Source organism: Limobrevibacterium gyesilva (assembly GCF_025989185.1).
In the GTDB taxonomy this organism is placed as follows: Bacteria; Pseudomonadota; Alphaproteobacteria; order Acetobacterales; family Acetobacteraceae; genus Limobrevibacterium; species Limobrevibacterium gyesilva.
The window spans coordinates 189,935-215,638 of the sequence record NZ_JAPDNT010000003.1; the positions used below are offsets into that span (position 1 = coordinate 189,935).

At 66.3% G+C, this 25,704-nt stretch carries 27 protein-coding genes; 17 read left to right on the forward strand and 10 right to left on the reverse strand.

Annotated elements, in window-relative coordinates:
• The 5 genes from OL599_RS06865 to OL599_RS06885 form a co-directional block, all read right to left on the reverse strand.
• Entirely contained in the window at positions 1–831 is an 831-nt protein-coding gene (locus OL599_RS06865) for a VOC family protein (protein ID WP_264712923.1), read from the reverse strand.
• Between the two features lie 53 nt (positions 832–884).
• Entirely contained in the window at positions 885–1,781 is an 897-nt protein-coding gene (locus OL599_RS06870) for a VOC family protein (protein ID WP_264712924.1), read from the reverse strand.
• Between the two features lie 11 nt (positions 1,782–1,792).
• Complete coding sequence (locus OL599_RS06875) at positions 1,793–2,590, reverse strand: enoyl-CoA hydratase (protein WP_264712925.1); 798 nt, start codon at positions 2,588–2,590, stop codon at positions 1,793–1,795.
• Between the two features lie 78 nt (positions 2,591–2,668).
• Positions 2,669–3,058 (reverse strand): CopM family metallochaperone, encoded by a 390-nt coding sequence (gene copM / locus OL599_RS06880; protein WP_264712926.1) that lies wholly within the window; start codon positions 3,056–3,058, stop codon positions 2,669–2,671.
• A gap of 23 nt (positions 3,059–3,081) precedes the next feature.
• Positions 3,082–3,285 carry a heavy-metal-associated domain-containing protein gene (locus OL599_RS06885; protein WP_264712927.1) on the reverse strand — a complete coding sequence of 68 codons (204 nt, stop codon included), beginning with the start codon at positions 3,283–3,285 and terminating at the stop codon, positions 3,082–3,084.
• Between the two features lie 83 nt (positions 3,286–3,368).
• On the opposite strand from OL599_RS06885, the gene cueR reads away from it, so the two are divergent.
• From cueR to OL599_RS06900, 3 genes are all read left to right on the forward strand, one after another.
• The gene (cueR, locus tag OL599_RS06890; protein ID WP_456306685.1) at positions 3,369–3,773 is read left to right on the forward strand and encodes a Cu(I)-responsive transcriptional regulator; all 405 of its coding nucleotides are present in this window, start codon (positions 3,369–3,371) and stop codon (positions 3,771–3,773) included.
• Positions 3,774–3,849: 76 nt separating this feature from the next.
• On the forward strand, positions 3,850–4,737 hold the full coding sequence (locus OL599_RS06895) for an amidohydrolase family protein (RefSeq protein WP_264712928.1): 888 nt from the start codon (positions 3,850–3,852) through the stop codon (positions 4,735–4,737).
• Between the two features lie 16 nt (positions 4,738–4,753).
• Positions 4,754–5,635 carry an alpha/beta fold hydrolase gene (locus tag OL599_RS06900; RefSeq protein WP_264712929.1) on the forward strand — a complete coding sequence of 294 codons (882 nt, stop codon included), beginning with the start codon at positions 4,754–4,756 and terminating at the stop codon, positions 5,633–5,635.
• A 241-nt stretch (positions 5,636–5,876) separates the two neighbouring features.
• Here OL599_RS06900 and OL599_RS06905 read toward each other — a convergent pair whose 3' ends face one another.
• From OL599_RS06905 to OL599_RS06915, 3 genes are all read right to left on the reverse strand, one after another.
• On the reverse strand, positions 5,877–7,640 hold the full coding sequence (locus tag OL599_RS06905) for an NACHT domain-containing protein (RefSeq protein ID WP_264712930.1): 1,764 nt from the start codon (positions 7,638–7,640) through the stop codon (positions 5,877–5,879).
• A gap of 430 nt (positions 7,641–8,070) precedes the next feature.
• Positions 8,071–8,568: a DinB family protein gene (locus OL599_RS06910; RefSeq protein ID WP_264712931.1), complete on the reverse strand. Its 498-nt coding sequence runs from the start codon at positions 8,566–8,568 to the stop codon at positions 8,071–8,073.
• Positions 8,565–10,190, reverse strand: coding sequence for a serine hydrolase domain-containing protein (locus OL599_RS06915; protein ID WP_264712933.1), 1,626 nt, complete (start codon positions 10,188–10,190; stop codon positions 8,565–8,567). The genes OL599_RS06910 and OL599_RS06915 overlap by 4 nt, the downstream gene beginning before the upstream one ends.
• 186 nt (positions 10,191–10,376) lie before the next feature.
• Between OL599_RS06915 and OL599_RS06920 the strand changes: the two genes are divergently transcribed.
• The 3 genes from OL599_RS06920 to OL599_RS06930 all read left to right on the forward strand — a co-directional run bounded on the left by OL599_RS06920 (position 10,377) and on the right by OL599_RS06930 (position 12,867).
• Complete coding sequence (locus OL599_RS06920; protein WP_264712934.1) at positions 10,377–11,483, forward strand: amidohydrolase family protein; 1,107 nt, start codon at positions 10,377–10,379, stop codon at positions 11,481–11,483.
• A 163-nt stretch (positions 11,484–11,646) separates the two neighbouring features.
• Positions 11,647–11,979, forward strand: a complete 333-nt coding sequence (locus OL599_RS06925; RefSeq protein ID WP_264712936.1) for a cupredoxin domain-containing protein — start codon at positions 11,647–11,649, stop codon at positions 11,977–11,979.
• A gap of 36 nt (positions 11,980–12,015) precedes the next feature.
• On the forward strand, positions 12,016–12,867 hold the full coding sequence (locus OL599_RS06930) for an FTR1 family iron permease (RefSeq protein ID WP_264712937.1): 852 nt from the start codon (positions 12,016–12,018) through the stop codon (positions 12,865–12,867).
• A 5-nt stretch (positions 12,868–12,872) separates the two neighbouring features.
• On the opposite strand, the gene OL599_RS06935 is transcribed toward OL599_RS06930, so the two are convergent.
• Entirely contained in the window at positions 12,873–13,199 is a 327-nt protein-coding gene (locus tag OL599_RS06935) for a non-heme iron oxygenase ferredoxin subunit (protein WP_264712938.1), read from the reverse strand.
• Between the two features lie 92 nt (positions 13,200–13,291).
• On the opposite strand from OL599_RS06935, the gene OL599_RS06940 reads away from it, so the two are divergent.
• From OL599_RS06940 to OL599_RS06960, 5 genes are all read left to right on the forward strand, one after another.
• Complete coding sequence (locus OL599_RS06940) at positions 13,292–14,515, forward strand: NAD(P)/FAD-dependent oxidoreductase (protein WP_264712939.1); 1,224 nt, start codon at positions 13,292–13,294, stop codon at positions 14,513–14,515.
• Positions 14,516–14,642: 127 nt separating this feature from the next.
• Positions 14,643–15,773 (forward strand): AHH domain-containing protein, encoded by a 1,131-nt coding sequence (locus OL599_RS06945; RefSeq protein ID WP_264712940.1) that lies wholly within the window; start codon positions 14,643–14,645, stop codon positions 15,771–15,773.
• Positions 15,774–15,800: 27 nt separating this feature from the next.
• Entirely contained in the window at positions 15,801–16,508 is a 708-nt protein-coding gene (locus OL599_RS06950) for an imm11 family protein (RefSeq protein WP_264712941.1), read from the forward strand.
• A gap of 211 nt (positions 16,509–16,719) precedes the next feature.
• Complete coding sequence (locus OL599_RS06955) at positions 16,720–17,364, forward strand: imm11 family protein (RefSeq protein ID WP_264712942.1); 645 nt, start codon at positions 16,720–16,722, stop codon at positions 17,362–17,364.
• Positions 17,365–17,572: 208 nt separating this feature from the next.
• Complete coding sequence (locus OL599_RS06960; RefSeq protein WP_264712943.1) at positions 17,573–18,289, forward strand: imm11 family protein; 717 nt, start codon at positions 17,573–17,575, stop codon at positions 18,287–18,289.
• 6 nt (positions 18,290–18,295) lie between these two features.
• Here the strand turns inward: OL599_RS06960 and OL599_RS06965 are convergent, their stop codons facing one another.
• Positions 18,296–19,084, reverse strand: a complete 789-nt coding sequence (locus OL599_RS06965) for a GntR family transcriptional regulator (protein ID WP_264712944.1) — start codon at positions 19,082–19,084, stop codon at positions 18,296–18,298.
• A gap of 153 nt (positions 19,085–19,237) precedes the next feature.
• Here OL599_RS06965 and OL599_RS06970 point away from each other — a divergent pair, with 153 nt between their 5' ends.
• From OL599_RS06970 to OL599_RS06995, 6 genes are all read left to right on the forward strand, one after another.
• On the forward strand, positions 19,238–21,139 hold the full coding sequence (locus OL599_RS06970) for a bifunctional sugar phosphate isomerase/epimerase/4-hydroxyphenylpyruvate dioxygenase family protein (protein ID WP_264712945.1): 1,902 nt from the start codon (positions 19,238–19,240) through the stop codon (positions 21,137–21,139).
• A gap of 98 nt (positions 21,140–21,237) precedes the next feature.
• Positions 21,238–22,116 (forward strand): branched-chain amino acid ABC transporter permease, encoded by an 879-nt coding sequence (locus OL599_RS06975; protein ID WP_264712946.1) that lies wholly within the window; start codon positions 21,238–21,240, stop codon positions 22,114–22,116.
• Positions 22,113–23,033, forward strand: coding sequence for a branched-chain amino acid ABC transporter permease (locus tag OL599_RS06980; RefSeq protein ID WP_264712947.1), 921 nt, complete (start codon positions 22,113–22,115; stop codon positions 23,031–23,033). The genes OL599_RS06975 and OL599_RS06980 overlap by 4 nt, the downstream gene beginning before the upstream one ends.
• Positions 23,030–23,773, forward strand: a complete 744-nt coding sequence (locus tag OL599_RS06985) for an ABC transporter ATP-binding protein (protein ID WP_264712948.1) — start codon at positions 23,030–23,032, stop codon at positions 23,771–23,773. Before OL599_RS06980 ends, OL599_RS06985 begins: the two co-directional genes overlap by 4 nt.
• On the forward strand, positions 23,766–24,488 hold the full coding sequence (locus tag OL599_RS06990) for an ABC transporter ATP-binding protein (protein WP_264712949.1): 723 nt from the start codon (positions 23,766–23,768) through the stop codon (positions 24,486–24,488). Before OL599_RS06985 ends, OL599_RS06990 begins: the two co-directional genes overlap by 8 nt.
• A gap of 66 nt (positions 24,489–24,554) precedes the next feature.
• Positions 24,555–25,700, forward strand: coding sequence for an ABC transporter substrate-binding protein (locus tag OL599_RS06995; protein WP_264712950.1), 1,146 nt, complete (start codon positions 24,555–24,557; stop codon positions 25,698–25,700).
• Positions 25,701–25,704 lie beyond the last annotated feature (4 nt).

Genomic DNA, 25,704 nt, shown 5'->3' on the forward strand with positions numbered 1-25,704 from the left:
TTACTCCTGGAACTGCAGGACCACGCCCATGGTTTGCGTGGCGGGCACCAGCAGCCGCGTGGCCTCGCGGCGCACGCCCTCGGCCTGCACGGCACCGGCCGCCTGCGCGAGGGAGCGGGTACGCAGGACCAGGGCGGCCATGTATTCGTCGCGCGTGTCGCCCTGGGGTGCGGCATCGCCGAAGCGGCGGGCCAGCTCGGCCGGAGTCACCACGTCCATGCTGGTCAGGCCGGCGACCAGGCGCAGACCTCCGGCGATCGGCTGCACCGCGCCATCGCCGAACATGCGGCGGAACAGCGCGCCCAGGCGCTGCGGCGCCGCCGCCGCGATCACCGCCTGGGCCACGTCGACCACGCCATTGGGGTGATGGCGCCATTCGTCGCGCCAGACCAGGTCGCGGGTGAGGTGGTGGCAGAAATACAGCCGCCCGGCAGGCGTCGTGTCGTTGGGCAGGCGCACGGTGCGGAACACCGCATCGCGCGTGCCGTCCGGCAGTTCGACGGGACGGGAGAATTCTCCGGGCGGCGGACACGAGACTCCTGCCCCGCCGAGGGCCGCGTGCAATGCCGCGGAGTCCTCGGTGCCCCATACCAGGCCGTTCAGCCCGATCGGCCAGCCCAGGATGTCCGTGCGCCCGGCCGTGCCCGGCGGCACGCCGATCAGTTCCAGGTAGTTGGTGGCGAAGATCGCGAGATGGTTGATCGAGCCGAGCGTGTGATGGCCGCGCGGCGTCATGGCGAAGCCGAGGCGCCGGTAGGTCTCGACGGCTGCGTCCATGCCGTCATGGACGTTGACCACGACGTGATCGAGGGTTGGCACCGGCAGCGTCATGACAGTCCTTCGTTCACGGTCGCGCGCGGATAGTCCCCGGACCGGATCAGAGCCTATTCGGCCGGCATCGACCAGACCAGGGCCTCATGGCCGGGGGCGTAGCGATTGTTGGTCTGCTCGGGATTCCGGTTCACGAGGACGCGGGCATACATCGGGTGCCGCATGCTGCGCACCTCGTGCTCGATCGTCGCCAGCGTCGCCCCGGTGTCGATGTCCACGATGTTCTCGAACCGATACTGGTGCTGGTTGCTCTCCTCGGTGATCAGCCCCCGCTCCTGCAGGCGGCGATGCGGGCCGGAGAAATCGGCCAGCGCGATCTGGATGTGGTGGCCGTCGAACGGCGGCAGCGCGCGTCCGGTTTCGCGGAACAGCAGGCTCTCGCCCAGCCCCACGGGGACGCGGGCGAAAGCGCCCTGCGCGTCGGCGCCGGCGGTGGCCGGGCTGCCCAGGACCTGCGTGTAGAACCGCGCGATCGCTTCGCTGGTGCCCGGCGCCGTGTCGATTTCCACATAGGGCATGCCCTGGACCATCCGGCCGAACCGCGCGGCGTCCGGCGCATGGCAGCGGATGCGGTTGCCCCAGGGGCAGGCGACCTCGATCACGTCGCGCTGCGCGGTGTAGCTGAATTTCGTGCCGGCCAGCCGCGGCCGCACCACCTCCAGCCGCTGCGCCAGCGCCGCCAGATCCGGCACCACCAGCCCGGTGGTGCCGCGCAGCACCTGCGGCTCGCCGAGCGGCAGATGGAACTGGCAGGTGCCCACGTTGATCCACATGTTGTCGACGCCGACCACCAGATAGGGATCGCGGGTCAAGCCCAGGCCCATCACGTAGAACAGCGTGGCCAGGCGCTGGTCGGGCACGCGCACATTCACGTGCCCGAGCTCGACGATGTTGCCGATGTCCTCGGCGGTGCGGTCATAGACGGGGCGGGCCGGCTGCACGTCGTTCATGCGGTGTCTCCCTATGTGCCCGTCCAGCTGGGCGCGCGTTTCGCCAGGAAGGCGTCGATGCCCTCGCCGGCGTCGCGCGTCAGCATGTTGCGGGTCATGACCTCGGATGCGTAGCGATAGGCCGCGGCCAGTTCCATCTCGGCCTGGCGGTAGAACGCCTCCTTGCCGATCGCAAGCGTCAGCGGGCTTTTCGCCGCGATCCGCCCGGCCAGCTCGGCCACGGCGCCGTCCAGCCCGGCCTCGGGCACGACGCGGTTGACCAGGCCGATCTCGCGTGCCCGCGCGGCGTCGATCAGCTCGCCGGTCAGCAGCATCTCCATGGCCGGCTTGCGCCCGACGGCGCGCGACAGCGCCACCATCGGGGTGGAGCAGAACAGGCCGATATTGACGCCGGGGGTGGCGAAGCGCGCGGTGTCGGCGGCCACCGCGAGGTCGCAGCTTGCCACCAGCTGGCAGCCGGCGGCGGTGGCGACGCCGTGCACCCGGGCGATCACCGGCTTGGGCAGGCGGACGATGCGCAGCATCAGCGCCGAGCACTGGGCGAACAATGCCGCATAGGCTTCGGCGCCGGGATTGGCGCGCAGCTCCCGCAGGTCGTGCCCGGCGCAGAAGGCCGGGCCGGCGCCGGCGATCACCACCACGCGCACCGACGGGTCATCCGCGAGGGCCGCGAGGGCGTCGTCCAGCGCCGCCATCAGGCCCACGGACAGCGCATTGCGCGCCTGCGGGCGGTTCAGGGTCAGCCACGCCACCCCGTCGCGGTCGGCGCGCAGCAGCAACGGCTCATTGATCGGCGTCTGGACAGTCATGGCGCGCCCTCCCGCAAGCCGCCGCATGTTCCGCCTTTCGGCCGCGGCTTCCAAGAGGCTTGCGGGCGGCGGCGCGGATCAGGGGTGCTTCGCCTGCCAGGCGCGCATGAAGGCGATCTCCTGCTCCTGGGCGGCGACGATGTCCTGGGCGAGCTTGCGGATCTCCGGGTCCGAGCCGTATTGCAGCACGACCTTGGCCATGTCGATGGCGCCCTGGTGATGCGCGATCATGCCGGCCACGAAATCCTTGTCGGCGTCGCCGCTGTAGTGGATGTCCATGTCGTGGTGCATTTTCGCCATCCCCTGCATATACGCCTGGGTGGCGGGCGACTCTGCTGGCGGCGCGCCCATGCCGTGACGCATGGGCATCTGCGACGACGGCTGCGGCGCCTGGGCCACCGCCGCTCCGGCGGCGACCGCGATGGCAACGGCGATGACAAGAATGTGCGGATACCTGGCGCGGGCCATGTCTGGATTCCCTGGCTGGGTTATCAGGTGGCGCGCAGCGCCGGCGTGAAGCCGGCCGCGCGCATCGCCTCGGCAAGGCGTTCGGGCTCGGCGGGACCGGCGATACGCACCTGGCGCGCCGGCAGGTCAGCCTGCACCGTAGCCGACGGCGCCACCGCCTGCACGGCGACGGTGATCGCGCGAATGCATCCCTCGCAGGTCATGTCGGGAACGTCGAAGGTGGGCATCGATTCTCCTCTGCGTCTGATGCGCTGCAGGCTTCACCTTCCCATGATAGGAAGGTCAAGCGGCGTCGCGCCGCAAGGGCAGCATGGGCAAGGACGACATGAATATCGGCGCGGCCGCGGCGGCATCCGGCGTCTCCGCGAAGATGATCCGGCACTACGAGCAGATCGGGCTGATCCCGCCCGCCACGCGGTCGGCGGTCGGATATCGGCATTACGATGCGGCCGGCATCCACACGCTCACTTTCATCCGCCGCGCGCGGGACCTCGGCTTCCCGCTCGAGGAGATCCGCCAGCTCCTGGCGCTGTGGCGCGACCGGCAGCGGCCGAGCGCGGACGTGAAGGCGGTGGCGCTGCGGCACGTCGCCGCGCTGGAAGCCAAGGCCGAGGCGCTGCGGGCGATGAGCCGTACGCTGCAGGCGCTGGCCGAGCATTGCCATGGCGACAGCCGCCCCGACTGCCCGATCCTCGACGAATTGGCGGGGTCCTGACGGCGGGCTTGAGCACCGCCCCCCGGCACGGCACGCTGCTCCGCCGCACCGCGGCCAGCAACGGGGAGAGACGGATGTGACCGACATCATGACCGGCGCCATCGGCTTCGACGTTCCGCCCCTCGCCTGCGACTGCCACATGCACGTGTTCGGCGCGCCCGACCGCTATCCGCCCGCGGCCACCCGCGCCTACACGCCGACCGAGGCGCCGCTGGCCCGGTATCGCGCCCTGGCGACGGCGCTCGGCCTGCAGCGCGTGGTGCTGGTGCAGCCCAGCGCCTACGGCACCGACAATGCCTGCATGCTCGACGCCTTGCGCACGCTGCCCGGGGCCACGCGCGGCGTCGCGGTGATCGATGACGCGACGCCGGAGGCAGCGCTCGACGAGATGCAGCGCCTGGGCGTGCGCGGCATCCGCCTGAACCTGGTCAGCAACGGCATCCCCGACGCGGCCGAAGCAACGGCAGCCCTGCGCGCCGCGGCGGCACGGGTGGCGCCGCGCGGCTGGCACGTGCAGATCTTCGTCCCCCCTACCCTGCTGCAGGCGCTGGTCCCCGCCATCCGCGCCCTACCGGTGCCCGTCGTGATCGACCACATGGGCGGCGCCGACGCCCGGTTGGGCGCCAGCCAGCCGGGCCTCGACGAACTGGTCGCGCTGCTGGCGGAAGGCGGCTGCTGGGTGAAAGTGTCCGGCGCCAACCGCGTGTCGCGCCAGCCGGCGGGGTTCGCCGATGCGCGGCCGATCATGCGGGCGCTGATCGCCGCCAATCCCGAGCGCGTGGTGTGGGGCACAGACTGGCCGCATATCGGCCCGCACGACGTCGGCGCGCCGAAGACCGTGATCTATATGCCGCACGACAATGCCGGCCTGCTGCGCCTGCTGGGCGAGGCCGCCCCGGATGCACAGCTGCGCCGGCGTATCCTGGTGGACAATCCGCAACGGCTCTACGGATTCGACGCCTGACAGACCGGAGGGGACGATGTTCTTCGACGGCTTCACATTGACGCATGTGGACGTGGATGGCGGCGCGATCCGCCTGCGCCATGGCGGCTCCGGCCCGCCGCTGCTGCTGCTGCACGGCAATCCGCAGACGCATGCGATGTGGCACAAGGTGGCGCCGATTCTGGCGCGGCGGTTCACCGTGGTCTGCCCCGACCTGCGCGGCTACGGCGGCAGCCTGAAGCCGCCGGCCACGCCCGATCATGCGCCCTATGCCAAGCGCGCCATGGCGCGCGACATGGTCCGCGTGATGGAGGCGCTCGGCCACACGCGCTTCCGGGTCGCCAGCCACGACCGCGGTGCCCGGGTTGCGCACCGGCTGGCGCTGGATTTCCCCGACCGCGTCGAGCGCCTTGCGGTGCTGGACATCGTGCCGACCATCGAGCATTTCGAACGCGCCAACATGGAGTTCGCGCTCGGCTACTACCACTGGTTCTGGTTCGCGCAGCCGCACCCATTCCCCGAGAACCTGATCGATGCCGCTCCGGAATTGTGGTTCCGCGCCCATACCGGCCGGGAACCGAAGGGTCCCGATTTCTTCGCCCCCGAGGCGCTCGCCGACTATCTCGCCGCCGTGCGCTCGCCCGAGATGATCCGCGGCATGTGCGAGGACTACCGCGCCGCCGCCACGATCGACCTGGTGCACGACCGCGAGAGCCGCGCCGCCGGCACGCGCGTGCAATGCCCGCTGCTGGTGCTGTGGGGGGAGAAGGGGAAGATCGGCCGCTGGTACTCGCCGCTGAAGATCTGGGGCGGCTATTGCGACAAGGACGTCACCGGCTTCCCGGTCGGCTCCGGCCACTATCTGGCCGAGGAAGCGCCGGAGGAAGTGCTTCAGAGATTTGCGGATTTCTTCGGGTGAACGGAGTCATACCGGCGGCTCTGTCCGATGACCGTTTCGGGTGGAGGCGGTGAGAAAACACAATTGTCGGCGGCAATCACGCAATGATCTATCAAGGGCGACCAGCTTGGCAGGCGGAAAGATTCAAAGTGGCGCATGACAGAGCCGCATAATTGCTCATTGACGTTGCGGTATGTCGCTTCCACACAGCCTCGGTGGGAAGCGGACGTCTACCGGACGAACGAAGACGCAAGCTTTATTGTCAGGATATCTCCTCTTGATTGCGTCTGTCTTCTTTGGATGCTTCAGCAGACCATCTCAAAAGTGTTTGCAGTGCGGATGATTGATTTCGATACTTCTTAGCAAGATGTGCCGATAAGTTCCTGAAATTGCTACGATCTTTCTCAAACAACCGCCCCCTAGGCGATCGGTTCGTAATTTGCCCGACTCTAACACCCATATGTTTGGCCGCATCGTATGCTGCAAGCAAAGCTGATAAATTTGGGCTAAACTGGTATAAAATTCTAATTTTTTGCATGACAATTGCAAGTTCATTATTTGACGATTGTTGACCGACGGCCATATTTACGTAGTTTCCGATATCATCACCCATGACCCGAATCGAGGATGCTACTGAATCTACTTTATTAAGAACCCAATTCTTCTCAACTTTTTCAGGATTCAACGAAAGCGCTAACTGAAGCACGTTGTCCATTTCGATACGATCGGAGAATTCTTCGATCAGATCTCCAACCATGGCATCGTCCGTCTCCGACAGAAATAAGGCGGCAAAGTATTCCTGAAACGATCTGTGGCAAAATCTAATATATGGACCATCTTCAATCGCAAGGCAAGTCGAAATAGTGAGGTCCTGTATAAATTCGTCTTCCTGGCAAGTTATGCCACTCAGGCTAATAGCTTGTTCGAAATGTCTACGGAGATCCGAATCTCGCATTTCGTAATCCCCGCGGCCATACGAGGATACTGCAAACGCGGCTACCAGTCTCAGGAAGTCTTTTTTCTGCAAGCCAGAAAACTTCTCCCGCTCAAAGCCTTCCTTCCGGATGTCGTGCTTAGACCACAAGGCCAGGAATGCATCTTCATAGAACTCGTGCCGTTTACTAGATATTCGCCCGCTATCTGAAAATGTTAGCAGCATTATCGTGCAAAGCAGCGGGATAGAAACATAATCGTAATGCGTATTATACAAGCCACCCCTCAATAATTTTATAAAAGCGTTCTTTGTATTATCCGCATATTCCAAGCGCCCAATTAAATCAGTGGCTGCAATTTCTGTCATGCGGCCAATGCGAACGATTTCGTTGGTGGGAAGAGAATGAAATTTCTGACTCGGCCGACTCGATATCAGAATTGGACACAAAGGGAATTTCTTTATGAAATCCGAGATCTCGTTTAAGTAGTGAGATTGTATCCCGATCTTTAACTCGTCAATTCCATCAAGTAGGAGGACGAACAATCCACTCCGCAGCCCAACCGTAATCTGTTCGCGGGTAATTGATGTACCGAGCGACGTGAAATCATCAAATATCCTGGTTTCCAGATTTGCTAAAATCATTCTATTAAAGGAACGTGGTTCCAGAAATATCGGGATTCGCCCTGAGCCAATATTTTGAATGTGGAAGAAAGCATGCCGCATAAAAAATGACTTTCCTGCTCCGGCCCCACCTACAATCGTGAGCGCGTGCGTCGGCCTTTTCTTTGGGTCATCAATATTTTCGCAGAGCATATTAATAATCTGGTCCGCCGTGCGATCGTTCGGCAGGAACCTACTGGGTACGTATATGTCATATAGAGCAGTACTCTTATTAGTATATATGATGTTCCTCACCGAACTCAGCAGCGCACCTTTTCGGTCAAGATAATCACCATATGTGGCAGCATCTCGATTCTTGTATCGCGCCCAATACTCTCTGATCACTCTTTCGCTTGCGCGAAATACGCGATCGATGGCTTTTTCACTGAGATCTGTCAGAATTCTCCGACGATCAATAAATTCCTCAGCCATTTCGTGACCCCGGCACAGGTATTTTATTGCAAAGAACTATAAGACGTGTGCGCGGGGGACACAACGCACGGCTCCGACGCAAACAACCGTCAGTCCCTGGGTGCGCTTCGGGTCCAGACCGTGTGAAAACACATTCCCCGGCCATCGTCGCAAAATGTTCAATCATCGCGGCCTGCGTGCAAGAACGAAGAGTTCAAAGGCGCAGAATGTCATGCAACAGAATTGCTCGTTGCCGTTACGGCACGGCGTTTTCACACAGCCCGGGTCGAGAGGCCGTCACCCACTCGGACCTCTGGTTCGACTCTTCATTTCGCGCGCCGCCGCCCACCGGACCCGCGACAGGCGCGGGATTGCGTGCCGCAAGCGGATCGGCGCGCTATGCCAGCGGTCTTTGACGACGGACTAGAGTCATCGCCGCGGACCGCTGGTACTACAACACCAGCGGCAGATCGGTGTCCCCGGTATCGGCGTCAAAGCGGGTCAGCAGCGCATGCGCCTGGCCGCGATGATGGGTCTGGTGGTTGAACATATGCATCACCAGCAACGCCCGTGGCCGGCGCATTTCGCGTTGCGCCGCACCGCTGAAATAGACGAGGTCCTGATCCAGCCAGGCCTGGTCCAGGCCGGCCGCCCAGGCGGAGATGTCCGCATCGATGCGCACGCGCGCTGCCGCGAGCTCGGCGAAATCCGCGAACAGCGCATCACTCTGCCTGATCCCCTGCACGGGCTTCGGCCAACCGGCGAAGCGGGACATCCATTGGCCGTCCGCCCAGAGCAGATGGTTCAGCGTGCCGTGGATCGAGTCCCAGAACGCGCCGCACGGCGCGCGGCGCTGCGCGTCGGTCAGCCCGCCGGCGGCGGCGTACCAGCGCCGGTTCGCCTCGGCGTTGTACGCGGCCATCGTCTGCACGTAGCCGGGCGTGATCACGGCCGCGCGCCCATCCGCGTGAACACCAGGTGGCGCGCCCGCCCGCCGTTCACGTTCAGGCCGGTCACCGCACCATCGGCGCCGCGCAGCACCCGCACGTCGAGCCAGGCGCGATACAGGTTGCTGGGCGGGTAGATGCGGATGACGTCGCCCTCGATCGGCTCGATCTCCCAGGGGCCGTTCTTCATCAGCGGCCCCGCCACCTGCACGGTCAGGGCGCCATCCTTCTCCGCCAGCGTCCAGACCGCGCCGATGTCCGGGCTTTCATAGGCGCCCTCCAGGCCGGCGGGCAGCGCCGCGCCCGGGGCGACGCGCCGGTAGCTGCTGGTGAACCCGGCATCGGCCTCCACCTCCAGCGTGTCGCCGTCGGCGGACAGGGCGGCGGTGAAATCCTCCGCCGAGCGGCTGGCGGCCAGGCGCCCGTCGGCGGTGGGGCGCAGCTGGAACGGCACGCCGTTGGCGCACCCCATCGGCGTGCCGCCATTCAGGGTCATGTCGAGCGTGGCACCGCTGGCGGGGTCAAGATAGCGTCCGGGCAGACCGGCGAGAGCCTCCGCGGGCGGCAAGGCGCGGACGGGATGCACGCCCGGCCGTGCCTCGATGGCCGCGTCCAGCACGGCGTGGGCGAGGTGATACGGGTCCGAGGCGCCGTTGTTGGAAATGCAGATCACCGCGAACCCCGTTTCCGGCACGCGCAGGAACTCGGTTTTGTAGCCGGGCCACAGTCCGCCATGGTCCACCGCGCGCACGCCGCGGTAGCTGCGCACCTGCAGGCCGCGGGCGTAGTTGTTGCTGCGCCCGTTGGTGAATGGCGCCTGCGTCTCCAGCGCCTGCACCAGGGCGGCGCCGCCGACGCGGCCGGTGGACATGTTGCGCACCCACAACGCCAGGTCCTCGACGCTGGACACCAGCCCGCCTTCGCCGCCGAGCGGGAAGCCGTGCGCGGCGCGCATCCAGCCGCCGCCGTCCCCGTTCCGCGGCAGATAGCCGGTGGCGAGGTGGGGCACGACGTCGGTGGTGCTTTCGACCATGCGCGTGCGGAGCATGCCCAGCGGCGCGAAGATGCGCGTGTCCAGGAAATCCGGCAGGGTTTCGCCGGTCAGACGCTCGACGATCAGGCCCAGCAGCAGGAAGTTGCTGTTGCTATACATGTAACGGCTGCCCGGCGCGAAATTGAGGCCGCGCTGGCGACAGATGCCGGCCAGAAGGTCGGCGCGGCTGCAGGGCACGGACAGGTCGACGCCGCCCAGGCGCATGATCTCCAGCATGTCGCGCAGGCCGCTGGTGTTATGCATGAGATGGGCAATGGTGATGCGGGCGCCGAAATCCGGCAGTTCCGGCAGGTGCGCGTGCACGTCGTCCGCGACGCCCAGCCGTCCCTCGGCGGCCAGCATCAGGATGGCGGCGCAGGTGAATTGCTTGCTGACGGAGGCGATGCGGAACGCCGAATCCGGCCCCAGCTTCACGCCCAATTCCAGGCTGGCCATGCCGGCCTGCCGGTGCACCACCAGTTCCCCGTCGCGCACCACGCCCACGGTCATGCCGGGCAGGTCCGTGCGGTCCCATGGCGCCAGCAGGCGTGCCACACGGCGGTCCAGCAGCATCAGGTCCAGATCGGCCACGTCGTTCCCCCCTATCGATCCAGCGGCAGGGTAGCGAAGCGGTGCGGCACCGTAAGCCCCGGCGGCACAACCGTTGCGCATGTCGGGCATGACATCATTGTGCCAAACGCATGGGCGGCGTAGGAGGCAGAGAGATCTATGCTGTCCGACATCCGCGAGGCCGACCCGCCCCCAGGAGTCCGTCCGATGAACGTCCAGATCCGCGAAACGTCCGCCGTTGCAACCGCTGCGAGCCGCCTTGCGATCGCGGACTGCGACATTCATCCGGCGACGCGGCAGCCCAGCGACCTGCATCCCTGGCTGGAGCGGCGCTGGATCGAGCACATGGCCACGTTCGGCCGGCCGGCACGGCATGGCTGGCAGAGCGGGCCCGCCTATCCGAAAAGCCAGCCGAACGCCTCGCGCCGCGACGCCTGGCCGCCCGAAGGCGGGCGCCAGGGCAGCAGCCTGGCGTTCATGCAGGCACAGCACCTCGACCCCAACAACGTGCAGCACGGCATCCTCAATCCACTGGGCAGCGGCCAGGGCGTGCAGAATCCGGACCTGTCCACCGCGCTGTGCAGCGCCACCAACGACTGGCAGCTCGCGGAATGGACCGGCAAGGACGCGCGGCTGAAGGCATCGGTGGTGGTGAACTACGAGGACGGACCGGCGGCGGCAGCGGAGATCCGCAAGCGCGCCGGCGACCGCAACTTCGTGCAGGTGCTGCTGCTGACCCGCACCGCCGAGCCGCTGGGCGCGCGACGCTACTGGCCGATCTACGAAGCGGCGGCCGAGGCCGGGCTGCCGGTGGGCATCCATGCCTTCGGCTATGGCGGGCAGCCGATCACCGGCAGCGGCTGGCCGAGCTTCTACATCGAAGAGATGACCGGCCACGCCCAGACCTGCCAAGCGGTGCTGACCAGCCTGGTGACCGAGGGCGTGTTCGCCCGCCACCCGAAGCTGAAGGTGATCCTGGTCGAGGCCGGGTTCGCCTGGGCGCCGGCGCTGGCCTGGCGGCTGGACAAGACGTGGAAGCGCCTGCGGGCGGAAACGCCGCATCTGACACGCCTGCCCTCGGAGTATATCCGTGACCATGTCTGGTGGACCACGCAGCCCATGGAGGAGCCGGAGCCGCGCGAGCATCTGCTCGACACGATCGGCTGGATCGGCTGGGACCGGCTGCTGTTCGCCACCGACTATCCGCACTGGGATTTCGACGACCCCACGACCTGTCTGCCGTTGAAGCTGAGCGAGCCGCAGCGGCGCCAGTTCTTCCTGGCCAATGCGCAGGCGGTGTACGGCCCGGGCTGATCGTTTCCTGGCCTAGCCGCCGGCTTTTCGCTTTGTTTGCGGGGATTCGGGCTTGAAGCCCGCTCGGTCCCGCATTAGGGTCCGGCCGGCCAAATGCAACTCATTCGCATTTGCGCGGACGAACAGCGAAAGTCGGAAGGACAGCTTCATGCGGATGCGGACGATGGCATGCCTGGCAGGGATCCTGGCGGCGACGGCATGGCTGCCGGCGGCGACGCCGGCGCGGGCAGATGACGATACCTATACCCTGACCATCAAGGACCATCGGTTCGATCCGGCGACGCTGGAGATCCCGGCCGGACGCAAGGTGAAGCTGGTGGTGAAGAACCAGGACCCGACGGCCGAGGAATTCGAGAGCGCGGACCTGCACCGCGAAAAGGTCGTGGCCGGCGGCAAGGAGATCACCATCCTGATCGGGCCGCTGAAGCCGGGCACGTATCGCTATATCGGCGAGTACCACAGCGCGACCGCGAAGGGCGAGATCGTCGTAAAGTAGCAAACCGCCAGGGCGCCATGCGCCGGAGTGCCGTTCATGCTTGCCACTGCCATCATCGTCTTTCGTGAAATCCTGGAGGCCGCCCTGATCGTGGGCGTGGTCCTGGCGGCCAGCCGCGGCGCCGTCGGGCGCGGCTTCTGGGTGGGCAGCGGCATCGCCGGCGGCGTGGTCGGGGCGGCCCTGGTGGCGGCCTTCGCCGGGCAGATCGCGGACGCCGTGGAAGGCGTCGGGCAGGAGCTGTTCAACGCCGCGGTGCTGCTGCTGGCCGTGGTGATGCTGGGCTGGCACAACGTATGGATGAAGCGGCACGGCCGCGAGCTCGCCCAGCACATGGCCGAAGTCGGCGATGCCGTGCGCGCGGGCGGGCGGCCGATCTATGTCCTCGCGGTTGTCGTCGGCGTTGCCGTGCTGCGCGAGGGCTCGGAGACGGTGCTATTCCTGTACGGCATTGCCGCCGCCTCGACCGGCCCGATGACGGACATGCTGATAGGCGGGCTGCTGGGCCTGGCATGCGGCGTGGCGCTGGGGGCCGGCCTGTATCTCGGGCTGCTGCGCATTCCCACGCGCCACCTGTTCACCGTGACCAGCGCGATGGTGCTGTTGATGGCGGCCGGCATGGCTTCGCAGGCAGCCGCGTTCCTGGTGCAGGCGGACATGCTGCCGTCGCTGGGCCAGCAGCTCTGGGATACCTCGGCAGTGCTGGCCCAGAACAGCGTGCCCGGGCGCATCCTGCACACGCTGGTCGGCTACGACGCGCGGCCTGCCGGCGTGCAGCTCGTGTCCTTCGCGGTGACGCTGGCGGTGATCGGCCTGCTGATGCGCAGTGTCGGAAGCATCAGCGGCGGCTCGGCCGGGCGGCACACGGCCCGCCCGGCAGCAGCGCGGTAGGCCGCTCAGTCCGGCAGTTCGATCAGGATCTCGCCGTCCTCGACGCGGACCTTGTAGGTCCTGAGATCCTCCTCGATGGGCGCGCACAGGCCCTTGCCGGTGCGCACGTCGAACTGGCCGGCATGCAGTGCGCACTCGATCACGCCGTTCTCGAACCAGCCGTCGGTGAGCAGCGCGAAGGCGTGGGTGCAGATGTTGTCGGTGACGCAGATCTGGCCGCCCTGCAGGCGGTAGACGGCGAGCTGCAAGCCCATCGTCTCCACGGGGATGGCCGCCCCCTCCTCCACATCGTCCACCGAGGCGACGCGCACCCAGTTTCCTGCTTCACTCATGCCTGCACCTGCATTGACGAATCGAGACGGGCATGATGCCGCAAGCCTCGCCTCCTGTCGCGGGGCGTTGCGCGGCCCGGGGGAGACACGCCATGGCCACCGCCATTCATCTGATCATCGGCGCGGGCCAGGCCGGCGCCAATGCCGCCATGGCGATGCGCGAGGCCGGGTTCGCCGGCCGCATCGTGCTGGTGGGCGCGGAGCCGCACCGCCCCTATGAGCGCCCGCCTTTGTCCAAGGCGATGCTGACCGCCGACCCGGAGCCGCCGGTCCCCTATTTCCACGATCCCGCCCGCATGGCCGAGCGCGCCATCGAACTGGTGGCGGGCATGCCGGCGGTGGCGATCGACGCGGCGGCACAGCGTGTGGCGCTGCAGGACGGCAGCACCCTGCCCTATGACCGGCTGCTGCTGACCACCGGCGGCCGCGCGCGGCGCCTGTCGATCCCCGGCGGCGAGGGCATCCTGTATCTGCGCACGCTGGACGACGCCCGGGCGATCCGCCCGCGCCTGGTGCCGGGCGCGCGCATCGTCTGCATCGGCGCCGGGGTGATCGGGCTGGAGATCGCCTCCTCCGCGCGCACACGGGGCTGTGCCGTGACCGTGCTGGAAGCCGCCCCCGCCGCCATGGGGCGGTCGCTGACGCCGGACTTTGCGCGATACATGGCGGACCTGCATGCCCGGGCCGGCGTAGCGCTGCATTTCGGAACGGCGATCACGGCCATCGCGGGCATGCGGGTGATCTGCGCCGACCACGCGACCGAGGCCGATTGCGTCATCGCCGGCGTCGGCATCGAGCGCAACACCGAGCTTGCGGCTGAGGCCGGCCTCGCCGTGGACGGCGGCATCGTCGTCGACGCGTTCGGCCGCACCAGCGCCGCGAACGTCTACGCCGCCGGCGACGTGACGGCGTTCTGGCACCCGCGCTTCGGCCGGCGCCTGCGGCTGGAAGCGTGGCGCCACGCACAGAACCATGGCATCGCCGTCGGTCGCGTCATGGCCGGAGGCGCCGCGCCCTATGACGACGTGCCGTGGTTCTGGAGCGACCAGCACGGCGTGAACCTGCAGGTGGCCGGGCTGCCCGCCATGGCGGCGCGCACGGTGCTGCGTGGTGACGAAACGGCGCCCTCCTTCGCGGCCTTCCACCTGGACGAAGGCGGCTGCGTGGTGGCCGCGACCGGTGTGAACGCGCCGCGCGAGGTGCGCGCCGCGATGGCGCTGATCGCGGCGGGGAGGCCGGTCGATGCGGCCGCGCTGGCCGATCCGAAGATGCAACTGCAGCGCCTGGTCGCCGATGTGAAGAAGGTCGCGTCGTAATCTTCGATACCGGTGCCGGCATCCGCAGTTGCGGAGGGAACCCGGTGCGAGATCCGGAAGCCGGCGCGGCCTTGCAATGACTAACCACGTTAGTTATATATTCTAACCATTCCGGTTAGGAGCGTATATGACTGACGATCCCTCCAGAAGGATATCCAACCCAGATAGCCTGGACACACCATTCCTGTTCGTGCCGCACGGCGCCCCGGAGCCGATCGAATGGATGGCCCGGCATCCGGGTTGGGTGAAATTCCCCGCCGTGATGGTGCCGCGCGGATCGCGCCCCGACTCGCCCGCCGCCCCTTCTCCGATCCTGACCACGTCGCTCGGCGCCGCCGCCGTCGTCGCGGAGTCGTCCGGCCTCGTGGAGGGCGGCGCGACCGCAGCCGTGGGGATAGCAGCGACGAGCATCGCCGACTTGGCTGCAGCGGCCGTGGCAGCTGCAGCGGCGGCTTCTCTCGTTACCCTCGGAATCGTGTTTTATCCAAGGCGGCTGCAGTCACCGGATCAGGATGAGAATTCGCCTGAATTGCGGCAACTGCGCGCCTTGCCGCGCCCAGAAGGATTTGTCCCGCCCTCGGAGCTGCCGGCCCCACCTGGCCTCGTGCCGCCATCCGGCGGTGATTTGAAGCCTGCGGAAGGCGGTTTCACACCGACGCCACCAACACCGCCACCTCCGGGATTCACACCGCTGGCACCTCAACGCAGCGCATTGCCAGGACGCCCTGCCGAGGAGCAAACAGGCACGATCCTTGATCGAGACCGCAATGAGGGGCTTGAGGGAGGTGCACGTACTCGGTCCGAGCGCGCCCGCAAGGCGGCGAGAGCGGCGGACCCGGCGGTCGTCGAGGCCTTGCGTGAGGCGGAGTGGCGCGCGCACCATCTCATCAACCTCGCGGGGATTCGCCGCAATCCAGGGCTGATCCAAGAAGCTGTCCGGGCCGGCTGGCGGACTGACGACGAACGTAACGTAGTTCCGCTGCCGGCGACATCCGAGGCTCAACAAAAGCTCAGGGAAGCGGGTGAGGATCGGCCTGTGCATGACAATGGGCATGAACAGTGGAATAAAGATGTCGTTAACAGGTTGGATAGGATTGAGAGCGAACTATCAAGCGAAGGTCTGCCGTCCGGGACCGATGCATATGCTCGTCGGGCGAGAGAGAAATTGGAACAATTACAAAACGATCTGCGCCAAAAGATGCTCGGTCTCGACAGACTTATGCAAAACGATCTTCCTGCTGCATCCATGCCAGCCTGACGTGCCACAAACATCTGGAGCCCGAGGATGACGACCCCGCCTTTCTGGTTATGGGACGCTGACGCCAGTATTTCTTATCGGTTCGGAAACTTGTTGCTGCGCGACGCCAAACTGGGCGTTCAGAACACTCGCGAAATGCTGCGTGCCGAAGAATTGTTACGGGACACAACGGGCAGCCTCCACAGCATTGCGCTTCCGTGGCCGGACGGTTATCCGGTCGCACGGCTTGGACTGCCGAACAAGGGGTTCGCACCGGACTATTTCAAGTTTGGCAGCCATCATTTCGGCTCTCGTCGCCTTCGGGATGCGATGGCGCTGCCCAATGACGTGGTTCAGCATATCCCGATTGAGCTGATCAGCGGTGGCGACGCAGTGCGTGCCCAGGATTACCGGCTGCTGCGCATTGTTGCGATGCAGCCGGCACTGGATCTGGACCGTTCCGAGTGCAAGGTCGAGGAGTTGTTCAGCCATGTGACGGGACAGCCGTTCAAGGTCCTGCGCTCGATCGATCGCTTCGCCCTGCTGGATGGATTGCAGCCCCGCACGGAGGTTTTCCGCATCGAGGAGATCTGCACCAGCATCCTGGTGGTGGATGCCTTTGCCGAACGCGTCCTGCGCGCCGGCTGCACGGGGATGGAGTTCGATGCGGTCGACAACATGCAGTCCGGCAAGCGCGTGGAACGCTATCGCACCGCCGACGGCATCGCCGAACGGCGCGTCGGTTACCTCGATTGAATCATCGGTCAAGGCAGCACGACATGGCTTCGACCAGACCGGCACGCGCGCGGGGCGATCAGGACGCCGACATCGAAGTTCTGCATCGGCGGCCCATCCTTGATGTAAGCGGCCGGCCTGACGTACCGCCAACATCTGGGGCCTAAGGATGACGACCCCGCCTCTGTGGTTATGGGATGCTGACGCCCACATCGCATACCGGTTCGGAAAGATGCTGCTTCGTGACGCCAAGCTGGGCGTGCAGAACGATCCAGAAATGATGCATGCTGAAGATTTGCTTCGGGACACAACGGGCAGCCTTAACAGCATAGTACTTCCGTGGCCGGACGGCTATCCACTCGCCCGGCTAGGACTGCCGAGCAAGGGGTTCGCACCGGATTATTTCGAATTTGGTAGTTATCATTTCTGCTCCTGTCGCCTGCGTGATGCGATGGCGCTGCCCGATGACGTGGTTCAATATATCCCGATCGAGCTGACGAGCGGTGGCGAAGCGGTGCGTGTCCAGGATTATCGCCTACTGCGTGTTGTTGCGATGCAGCCGGCATTGGATCTGGACCGTTCCGAGTGCAAGGTCGTGGAACTTATCAACCAGGTCACGGGACAGCCGTTCAAGGTCCTGCGCTCGATCGATCGCTTCGCCCTGTTGGATGGATTGGCGCCCCGCACGGAGGTTTTTCGCATCGAGGAGATCTGCACCAGTATCCTGGTCGTGGATGCCTTTGCCGAACGCGTCCTGCGGGCAGGCTGCACGGGGATGGAGTTCAAAGCGGCCGACAACATGCAGTCCGGCAAGCGCGTGGAACGCTATCGCACCGCCGACGGCATCGCCGAGCGACGGATTGGCTACCTCAGGTGAGTCGCCGATCCAGGCAGCACGACATGGCCTCGATCAGACCGGCATGCACGTGCGATCGGCGCGCCAACATCGAAGTCCTGCATCGGCGGCCTATCCCTGATGTACGCGGCCAGAGTGACATGCCACAAACACCTGGAGCCTGAGGATGACGACCCCACGTCTCTGGTTTTGGAGAACTGACGCGCATATCGCTTACCGGTTCGGGAAAATGCTGCCGCGCGACGCCAAGCTGGGCGTGCAGAACACGCGCGAAATGCTGCTTGCTGAAACGCTGCTTCGGGACACGACACACCGCCTCAACAGCGTCGCACTTCCCTGGCCGGATGGCTATCCGGTTCCACGGCTTGGACTGCCGAACAAGGGGTTCGCCCCGGACTATTTCAGGTTTGGCAGCTATTCTTTCGGCTCCCGCCGCCTGCGGGATGTGATGGCGCTGCCCGAGAATGTTGTCCAACATGTCCCGATCGAGCTGATCAGCGGTGGCGAGGCGGTGCGCGATCAGGATTATCGCCTCCTGCGCGTTGTTGCTATGCAACCGGCGGTGGATCTGGACCGTTCGGAGTGCGAGATCGAGGAGCGGATCAGTCTGGTCACAGGACAGCCGTTCAAGATCATGAAGAATGTCGTTCGCTTTGTTCTGCTGGATGGATTGCAGCCCCGCACCGAGGTATTCTGCATCGAGGAGATTTGCAGCCGCATCCTGGGAGTCGATGCCTTTGCCGAACGCGTCCTGCGTGCCGGGTGCACGGGGGGGAGTTCAATGCGGTCGACAACATGCAGTCCGGCACGCGCGTGGAACGCCATCGCACCGCCGACGGCATCGCCGAACGGCGCGTCGGTTACCTCGACTGAGCCCCATCCTGGACAATATGCCCGGAAAACGCGCCTTCACACTCGACCACGCCTGGCGCTCCGGCTGTGGTGACGGCGATCAGGGCGTCTCGGCGTTCTTGCGGCGTGGTCTGGCTGGCTTCGGCCCGGCCGGTTTCAACCTGGCCGGTTTCGGCGCCGGTGCAACGGCATCGGTCTCCAGCGGCAGATACAGCTCCAGCCCCTTGGTGATGTGCACACCCAGCACCTCCGTCACCCGGTCGGCGTCGCGCGCCAGGGCGGCGTCGAGCAGTTCGCGGTGCTCGCGGCGGGACTGCGCGCGGGGGAAATCCTTGGTCTGCAGCGCCAGCATGCGATAGCGCAGGCTCTGGTCGTACATCACGCCGAACAGATGCAGCAGCCAGCGCGAGCCGCAGGCCGAGATCAGGGCGGCGTGGAATTCGCGGTTGTATTCCTCCAGCTTGCCGCCCCAGCGCTCGTGGTTCTCGTCCACGACCGCCTCGATGCGCGACAGCTTGTGGTAGGCGGCGACCACGCGGGCCTCCCACTCCAGGTCGGCGCGCTGCAGTGATCGGCGCGCGGCCTCGCATTCCAGCATCCGCCGCATCTCGGTGATATCGCGCAGATCGGCCAGCGACGCCGGCACCACGGTGAAGCCGCGCTGGCCCTCGCTCTGGACCAGGCCGTCGGCGACCAGGCGCGAGAGGGTTTCGCGCAGGGTGTTGATGCTGGCGTCGTAGCGATCGCGCAGCACGTCGAGCTTCAGCTTGCCGCCCGGCGGCAGCGCGCCGGACAGGATGTCCGCCCGCAGCCGGCTGTAGGTCGCCTCCATGACCGGTCCGCCGGTGGCTGCCGGCGGCAGGTCGCGGTCATCCTGCACGTCATCCATCGTCGTCAGCTTCCCTGCTCGCCTCTCCGTGTGCGGTCATCGCACGCTGCGCCGATCCTCGGCAACCGGAGCCGGCTTCGTCCTTCAGGAACGGATTACCCCACTTTATTCTTTCCCATTGACGATACCAAACAATCTCCTATGATTTTTGTCATGTCATCATCCCTGGTCCGGCTCCCGACCTCCATCGCCACGGTCTCCCTCAGCGGAACCCTGCCGGAGAAGCTGGAGGCGGCGGCGAGCATCGGCTTCGACGGGGTGGAGATCTTCGAGAACGACCTGCTGACCTTCGACGGCTCGCCCGCCGACGTGCGGCGGATCGCCGAGGACCTTGGCCTCGCCATCACCATCTTCCAGCCGTTCCGCGACTTCGAGGCGATGCCGGACCCGCAGCGGGCCCGCAATCTCGACCGCGCCGAGCGGAAGTTCGACGTCATGCAGGCGCTCGGGACCGACCTTGTCCTGGTCTGCAGCAACGTGAGCCCCTCGGCCATCGACGACGACGCGCGCGCCGCGGCCGATCTGGTGGAGATGGCCGGGCGCGCCGCCCGCCGCGGGCTGCGCGTGGGATACGAGGCGCTGGCCTGGGGCCGGCACGTGAACCGCTGGCGCCATGCCTGGCGCATCGTGCAGCGGGCCGCCCATCCCGCGCTGGGCCTGATCGTCGACAGCTTCCACACCCTGGCGGTGGACGACGATCCGGCGGGCATCGCCGAAGTGCCGGCCGACCGGCTGTTCTTCGTGCAGCTCGCCGACGCGCCGCGCATGGCGCTGGATGTGCTGAGCTGGAGCCGGCATTTCCGCAATTTCCCCGGCCAGGGGCAGCTGGACGTCACCGGCTTCCTGCGCGCCGTGCTGGCCTGCGGCTATCGTGGCCCGCTGTCGCTGGAGATCTTCAACGACGATTTCCGCGCCGCCCCTGCCCGCCTGACCGCTCGCGACGGGTTGCGCTCGCTGATTCTGGCCCAGGCCGAGGCCCAGCCGTCCGATGCGCCCCCGATGCTGCCGGCGCCGCCGGTGTTCGACGGGTTCGAATTCCTGGAATTCGCGGTGGACGAGAAGGCGCGGGAAAGCCTGGCGGCCTTCCTGGTCAAGCTCGGCTTCCACCATGCCGGGCGGCACCGCTCGAAGGATGTCGCGCTGTACCGGCAGGGCCGCATCAACGTGGTGCTGAACGCCGAGCAGGACAGCGCCGCGGCCGAGCATTTCCAGCTTCATGGCCCCTCGGTCTGCGCCATGGCGTTGCGCGTGGACGACGGCGAACGCGCCTTGGCCCGCGCCCGCGCCCTGCTCTGCCCGGTCTGGCAGGAGCGGATCGGCGAAGGCGAACGTTCCATCCCCGCGGTGCGCGCGCCCGACGGCACGCTGATCTATCTGGTGCAGCCCGACCCGTCCGGCCGCACCATCTACCAGGACGATTTCGAGCTGGAGATGGATGCCGGCGACGATTCGCGGCTGGATGCCATCGACCATGTCGCCCAGGCGCTGCCGACCGGGCGGATGGACAGCTTCGTGCTGTTCTACCGCGCCGTGTTCGGCCTGCTGCCCGAGCCGGTCTGGGAGATCCCCGATCCCTACGGCCTGATCCGCAGCCGCGCCATGATCAGCGCCGACGGCACGGTGCGCCTGCCGCTGAACATCTCCGAAAGCCGCGAGACCGCGACCGGGCGCTTCGTTTCCGCCTACGCCGGCGCGGGCGTGCACCACATCGCCTTCGCCACCGAAGACATCATGGCCGCCGTGGCGGCGGTGGCCGCGCATGGCGGGACCATCCTGCCGATCCCCGAGAACTACTACGACGACCTCGCCGCCCGGCACGGGCTCGACGACGCGTTCCTGACAGAACTGCGGCGGCTGAACCTGCTGTACGACCGCGACGACGCCGGCGACTTCATCCACGCCTACACCGAAAGCTTCGACGACCGCTTCTTCTTCGAGATCGCGCAGCGGCGTGGCTACCGCCTGTTCGGCGCCCCGAACGCCGCGGTGCGCCTTGCCGTGCAGGCACAGCGCCGGGAGGCCGCCCGCGCCGCGGCCCGGTTCGCCGCCATGTAGCGATGGCTCGATTGCGAATTGACCAAGGGGGCGACCCCCCGTAAACGAACGGTCGCCTGAGGGAACGAACAAGTGGCCGAAAACGTGGCGCGACGCCGGTGACCGACTTCCTGCAGCTTGTGATTGCCGGAACCGCCACAGGCGGCTGCTACGCGCTTGCGGCCCTCGGCTTCACCCTGCTGTGGCAGGCGTCAGGGACGATCAACTTCGCCCTCGGCGAGATGGTCATGCTGCCGGCCTTCATGATGCTGTTCTTCATGTCGGTGCTGGGCCTGCCGTTGCCGCTGGCCTTCCTGGCCACCCTGGCGCTGTCACTGCTGGTGATGGGGTACGGGTTCAAGCGCGTGGTGGTGGACCCGCTGATCCGCCACGACGTCATCACCCTGGTGATCGCGACGCTGGGCCTGTCCATCGGCGTGCGGCAGGCCGTGAAGGGCGTTGCCAGCGCGCAGGTCTTCACCTTTCCCTCGGTGTTCTCCGACACGCTGCTGACCATTGGCGGCGTGCGGGTCTCGGCCGGCGACATCGGCACCGTTGTGGTCGCCTGCACCATCGTGCTGGCGCTGCAGGCATTCCTGAACCGCACCGTCACCGGGCGGGCCATGCAGGCGGTGGCACAGAACCGCGATGCAGCCACCGTGCTGGGCATCAAGGTCGAGCGGATGGTGCTGTATGCGTTCCTGATCAACGCGGCCCTGGCCGCCGTCAGCGCGCTGCTGATCACGCCCGTCTATCTGGCCAAATTCGACATGGGCGACACGCTGGGCCTGAAGGCGTTCTATGCCGCCATCATCGGCGGCTTCAACAACAGCCGCGGCGCGCTGCTCGGCGGCGTGCTGGTGGGCGTGCTGGAGAACCTCGTCGGCACCTATATCTCGCCGGGCTACAAGGAAGGCGTGGCCCTGGTGCTGTTCATGGTCGTGATCGTGTTCCGGCCGCAGGGCCTGCTGGGCACGGTCGAGGAGCGCAAGGTGTGAGCCCGCTGCGCTGGATCATCCTCCTTGCCGGGCTGGCCTTCGTGGCGCTGGCGCCGACGCAGATGAAGAACTACGGCGTGTACCTGACGACGCTGTGGTGCGTGTACCTGATCGCCGGCATGGGGCTGAACCTGACGGTCGGCTATGCCGGGCAGATCTCGCTCGGACAGGCGGCGTTCCTGGGCATCGGCGCCTATACGGCGGCGATCATGTCCAAGGCCGGCGTGCCGTATCTCGCGATCTTCCCGGCGGCGGCGGCCTTGTGCTTCGTGGTCGGGCTGCTGCTCGGCTTTCCTGCGCTGCGGGTGCAGCACCATTACCTCGCGTTCGCGACACTCGGCTTCAACATGCTGGTGTTCCTGGTGTTGCGCAACGAGGAGTGGCTGACCGGCGGCACGTTCGGCATCAACAACATCCCGCGCCCCACGCTGTTCGGCTGGCGCTTCAACCGCCCGCTGGACTTCTACCACCTCACCTTCGCGGTGCTGGTGCTGACGGGAGTGCTGATGGCGTTCCTGCTGCGCTCGCCCTGGGGGCGCGCCTTCGCCGCCCTGCGCGACAACCCGATCCGCGCCGAGAGCGTCGGCATCAACACCACGTTCTACACGCTGATGGCCTTTGCCATCGGCGCCGCCTATGCCGGCATCGCCGGCGCGTTGTTCGCGCCGCTGGTGCAGTTCGTGGAGCCGGCGCCGTTCGGCTTCGCCACGTCGCTGTCCATGCTGCTGATGGTCATCGCCGGCGGCTCCGGGCGGTTCTTCGGGCCGGCGCTCGGATCGGTCGTGGTGGTGCTGCTGCCGGAATGGCTGCGCTTCGCCGCCGACTGGTACTTGGCGGTGTTCGGCTTCCTGATCGTGGCGATGATGATCTGGCTTCCCGGCGGTCTGCTGTCATTGCCGGAGCGCGTCCGCCGATGACCGCGCTGCTGGAAGTGCGCGACGTGCACAAGGCCTATGGCGCCATCCGCGCCGTGGACGGCGTGAGCTTCAGCGTGACAGCGGGCGAGATCCTCGGCGTGATCGGCCCCAACGGCAGCGGCAAGACCACGCTGTTCAATTCCATTCTCGGCCAGGTGAAGCCCAGCGCAGGGCAGGTGTATTTCGAGGGCGCCGACGTCACCGGCATGGGCGCGCTGCCGCTGAGCCGGCGCGGCATCGGCCGCACCTTCCAGAGCCTGCAGGTGTTCGGCCGCCTGTCCGTGCGCGACAACCTGATCGCCGCCGGCCAGGAATTCAGCGGCAGCGCCGCCGGCCGCCTGTTCGCCCGCCCGGACGCCGGACTGGGCGGCCGCGCCGAGGAGATCATCGCCCTGTTCCGGATCGGCCACGTCGCCCATCTGCCGGCGGGCAGCCTGTCCTATGGCCAGCAGAAGCTGGTGGACATCGCCATGGCGTTCATGGCCTCGCCGCGCCTCGTGCTGCTGGACGAACCCTGCGCCGGCGTGAACCCGGCCCTGATCGACGAGCTGACCGAGTTGCTGCTGCGGCTGAACCGCGAGCATGGCGGCACCTTCGTGGTCATCGAGCACAACATGGATTTCGTCATGCGCCTGTGCACCCGCGTGATCTGCATGGCGCAGGGCAAGGTGCTGGCCGAAGGCCCGCCGGAGGCGGTGCAGTCCAACCGCGCGGTGCTGGAGGCCTATCTCGGTGTCTAGCCTCATCACCTTCGAGCGCGTGGTCGCGGGCTATGGCAGCCTGACCATCCTCAACGAGCTTTCCCTCGATGCGCGGGCCGGCGAGATCACTTTGCTCATCGGCCCCAACGGCGCGGGCAAGTCCACGGTGCTGAAGACGTTCTTCGGACTGCTGCGCCCCAGCGCCGGGCGCATCACCTTCCGCGACCAGGACGTGACCGGCCTGCGCCCCGCCGATCTGCTGCGCCAGGGTGTGGCTTTCGTGCCGCAGGGGCGCAACCTGTTCGGCTCGCTGTCGCTGCTGCACAATCTGGAGCTCGGCGCCGTTACCGTGCCGCGCGCCGAACGCGCCGGGCGGATGGAGGAAGTGCTCGACCGCTTCCCGCATCTGCGCGAGCGCCTCACCTCGATGGCGTCCAGCCTGTCCGGCGGCGAGCAGAAACAGCTGGAGATCGCCCGCGCGCTGCTGCTGCGCCCGTCGGTGATCCTGATCGACGAGCCCTCGATCGGGTTGTCGCCGATCATCAACCAGACCGTCTTCCGCCTGCTGCGCGGGCTGGCCGATACTGGCACCAGCGTGCTGATGGTGGAACAGAACGTGCGCAGCGCGCTGACCGTGTCCGACCGCGTGCTGCTGCTGGAAAGCGGCCGGCTGATGCTGGACAGTCCGGCGGCGAAGCTGCTGGACGACCCCGACCTCAACCGCGTCTTCCTGGGGCGCCCCGCCAATGCGTGAGGGTTGCGCAGCCCCAGGAGGAACCGACGACACGGCACAACGGGAAACCATCCAAGGGAGAGAAACATGATGCACCGCCGCACCGCCCTGAAGCTGGGCGCCGCCCTGGCCACGATCGGCCTGCCGGCCGGCGCGGCCGAATCCGAAGTCGCCATCCATAACAATGTCGAGCTGTCCGGCACCGGTGTGACCTCCGGCAGCATGTGGAAGATGGGCGTCGACCTCGCGGTGAAGGAGATCAATGCCGCCGGCGGAATCCTCGGCCGCAAGATCGCCATCACCCACCAGGACAACCAGTCCCAGCCGCAGATCGCGAAGGCCGTCGCCACCAAGGCCGCGGACGCCGAACCCTATGTGATGCTCGGCCCGATCTTCTCGGGCGACGTCAATGTCAGCATGGCGGTGGCGGAGAACGCCGAGATCCCGATGATCATGGGCGGCGAGGCCGCGAACCTGACGCAGCAGGGCATGAAATACCTGTTCCGCACCTCGCTGAACCAGGCGTCCGCCATGCCGAAGCTGGCCAACTACCTCGCCAAGAACGGCGTGAAGTCGATGGTCGTGGTGTGGGGCGCCAACGATTTCGGCAAGGGCGGCCGCGACGCCATGGTCAAGGAAATGGCCGCGCGCAACATCAAGCTCGCCGCCGACATCTCCACCGAACCGGGGCAGATGGACTTCTCCCCGGTAGTGGTGAACGCGTCCAAGGCCAATGCCGACGCGCTGTTCTCCTACATGAACGAGGAGGAGAGCGCGCGCTTCCTGATCGCGCTGAAGAAGCTCGGCTACGACAAGCCCGTGTACGGCGAGACCGTGCTGGTCAGCCAGAAGGTGATCGAGCTGGCCGGCCCGGCCGCCAACGGCGCCAAGGGCCATGTCGGGCTCAGCGTCGATGCGCCGAACCCGAAGGTGCAGGAATTCGGCCGCAAGTTCATGCAGGCCTACAACACCAGCAGCGACCACAACGGCATCAAGGGCTACACCGCCGTGTATCTGGTGAAGGCCGCGACGGAGAAACTGGGGAAATTCGACCGCAAGGCGATGGCCGCTGCCATCCATGGCGGCAGCTTCTCGGCCGCGCAGTATCCGGGCCTGCTGATGGACGAGTCCTACGACGACAAGGGTGACCTGGACCGCGAGAGTTATCTGGTGGAAATCAAGGACGGCAAGCAGGTGATTACCGAGGTGCTGCCGCCGGTGGGAAAGAAGTGATCCG

Bases quoted from the DNA above. Each gene is read 5' to 3' on its own strand.
- OL599_RS06865 (WP_264712923.1), bottom strand. From the start codon at position 831: ATGACGCTGCCGGTGCCAACCCTCGATCACGTCGTGGTCAACGTCCAT.
- OL599_RS06870 (WP_264712924.1), bottom strand. From the start codon at position 1,781: ATGAACGACGTGCAGCCGGCCCGCCCCGTCTATGACCGCACCGCCGAG.
- OL599_RS06875 (WP_264712925.1), bottom strand. From the start codon at position 2,590: ATGACTGTCCAGACGCCGATCAATGAGCCGTTGCTGCTGCGCGCCGAC.
- copM (WP_264712926.1), bottom strand. From the start codon at position 3,058: ATGGCCCGCGCCAGGTATCCGCACATTCTTGTCATCGCCGTTGCCATC.
- OL599_RS06885 (WP_264712927.1), bottom strand. From the start codon at position 3,285: ATGCCCACCTTCGACGTTCCCGACATGACCTGCGAGGGATGCATTCGC.
- cueR (WP_456306685.1), top strand. From the start codon at position 3,369: ATGGGCAAGGACGACATGAATATCGGCGCGGCCGCGGCGGCATCCGGC.
- OL599_RS06900 (WP_264712929.1), top strand. From the start codon at position 4,754: ATGTTCTTCGACGGCTTCACATTGACGCATGTGGACGTGGATGGCGGC.
- OL599_RS06905 (WP_264712930.1), bottom strand. From the start codon at position 7,640: ATGGCTGAGGAATTTATTGATCGTCGGAGAATTCTGACAGATCTCAGT.
- OL599_RS06920 (WP_264712934.1), top strand. From the start codon at position 10,377: ATGAACGTCCAGATCCGCGAAACGTCCGCCGTTGCAACCGCTGCGAGC.
- OL599_RS06925 (WP_264712936.1), top strand. From the start codon at position 11,647: ATGGCATGCCTGGCAGGGATCCTGGCGGCGACGGCATGGCTGCCGGCG.
- OL599_RS06930 (WP_264712937.1), top strand. From the start codon at position 12,016: ATGCTTGCCACTGCCATCATCGTCTTTCGTGAAATCCTGGAGGCCGCC.
- OL599_RS06935 (WP_264712938.1), bottom strand. From the start codon at position 13,199: ATGAGTGAAGCAGGAAACTGGGTGCGCGTCGCCTCGGTGGACGATGTG.
- OL599_RS06940 (WP_264712939.1), top strand. From the start codon at position 13,292: ATGGCCACCGCCATTCATCTGATCATCGGCGCGGGCCAGGCCGGCGCC.
- OL599_RS06945 (WP_264712940.1), top strand. From the start codon at position 14,643: ATGACTGACGATCCCTCCAGAAGGATATCCAACCCAGATAGCCTGGAC.
- OL599_RS06950 (WP_264712941.1), top strand. From the start codon at position 15,801: ATGACGACCCCGCCTTTCTGGTTATGGGACGCTGACGCCAGTATTTCT.
- OL599_RS06955 (WP_264712942.1), top strand. From the start codon at position 16,720: ATGCTGCTTCGTGACGCCAAGCTGGGCGTGCAGAACGATCCAGAAATG.
- OL599_RS06960 (WP_264712943.1), top strand. From the start codon at position 17,573: ATGCTGCCGCGCGACGCCAAGCTGGGCGTGCAGAACACGCGCGAAATG.
- OL599_RS06965 (WP_264712944.1), bottom strand. From the start codon at position 19,084: ATGGATGACGTGCAGGATGACCGCGACCTGCCGCCGGCAGCCACCGGC.
- OL599_RS06970 (WP_264712945.1), top strand. From the start codon at position 19,238: ATGTCATCATCCCTGGTCCGGCTCCCGACCTCCATCGCCACGGTCTCC.
- OL599_RS06985 (WP_264712948.1), top strand. From the start codon at position 23,030: ATGACCGCGCTGCTGGAAGTGCGCGACGTGCACAAGGCCTATGGCGCC.
- OL599_RS06995 (WP_264712950.1), top strand. From the start codon at position 24,555: ATGATGCACCGCCGCACCGCCCTGAAGCTGGGCGCCGCCCTGGCCACG.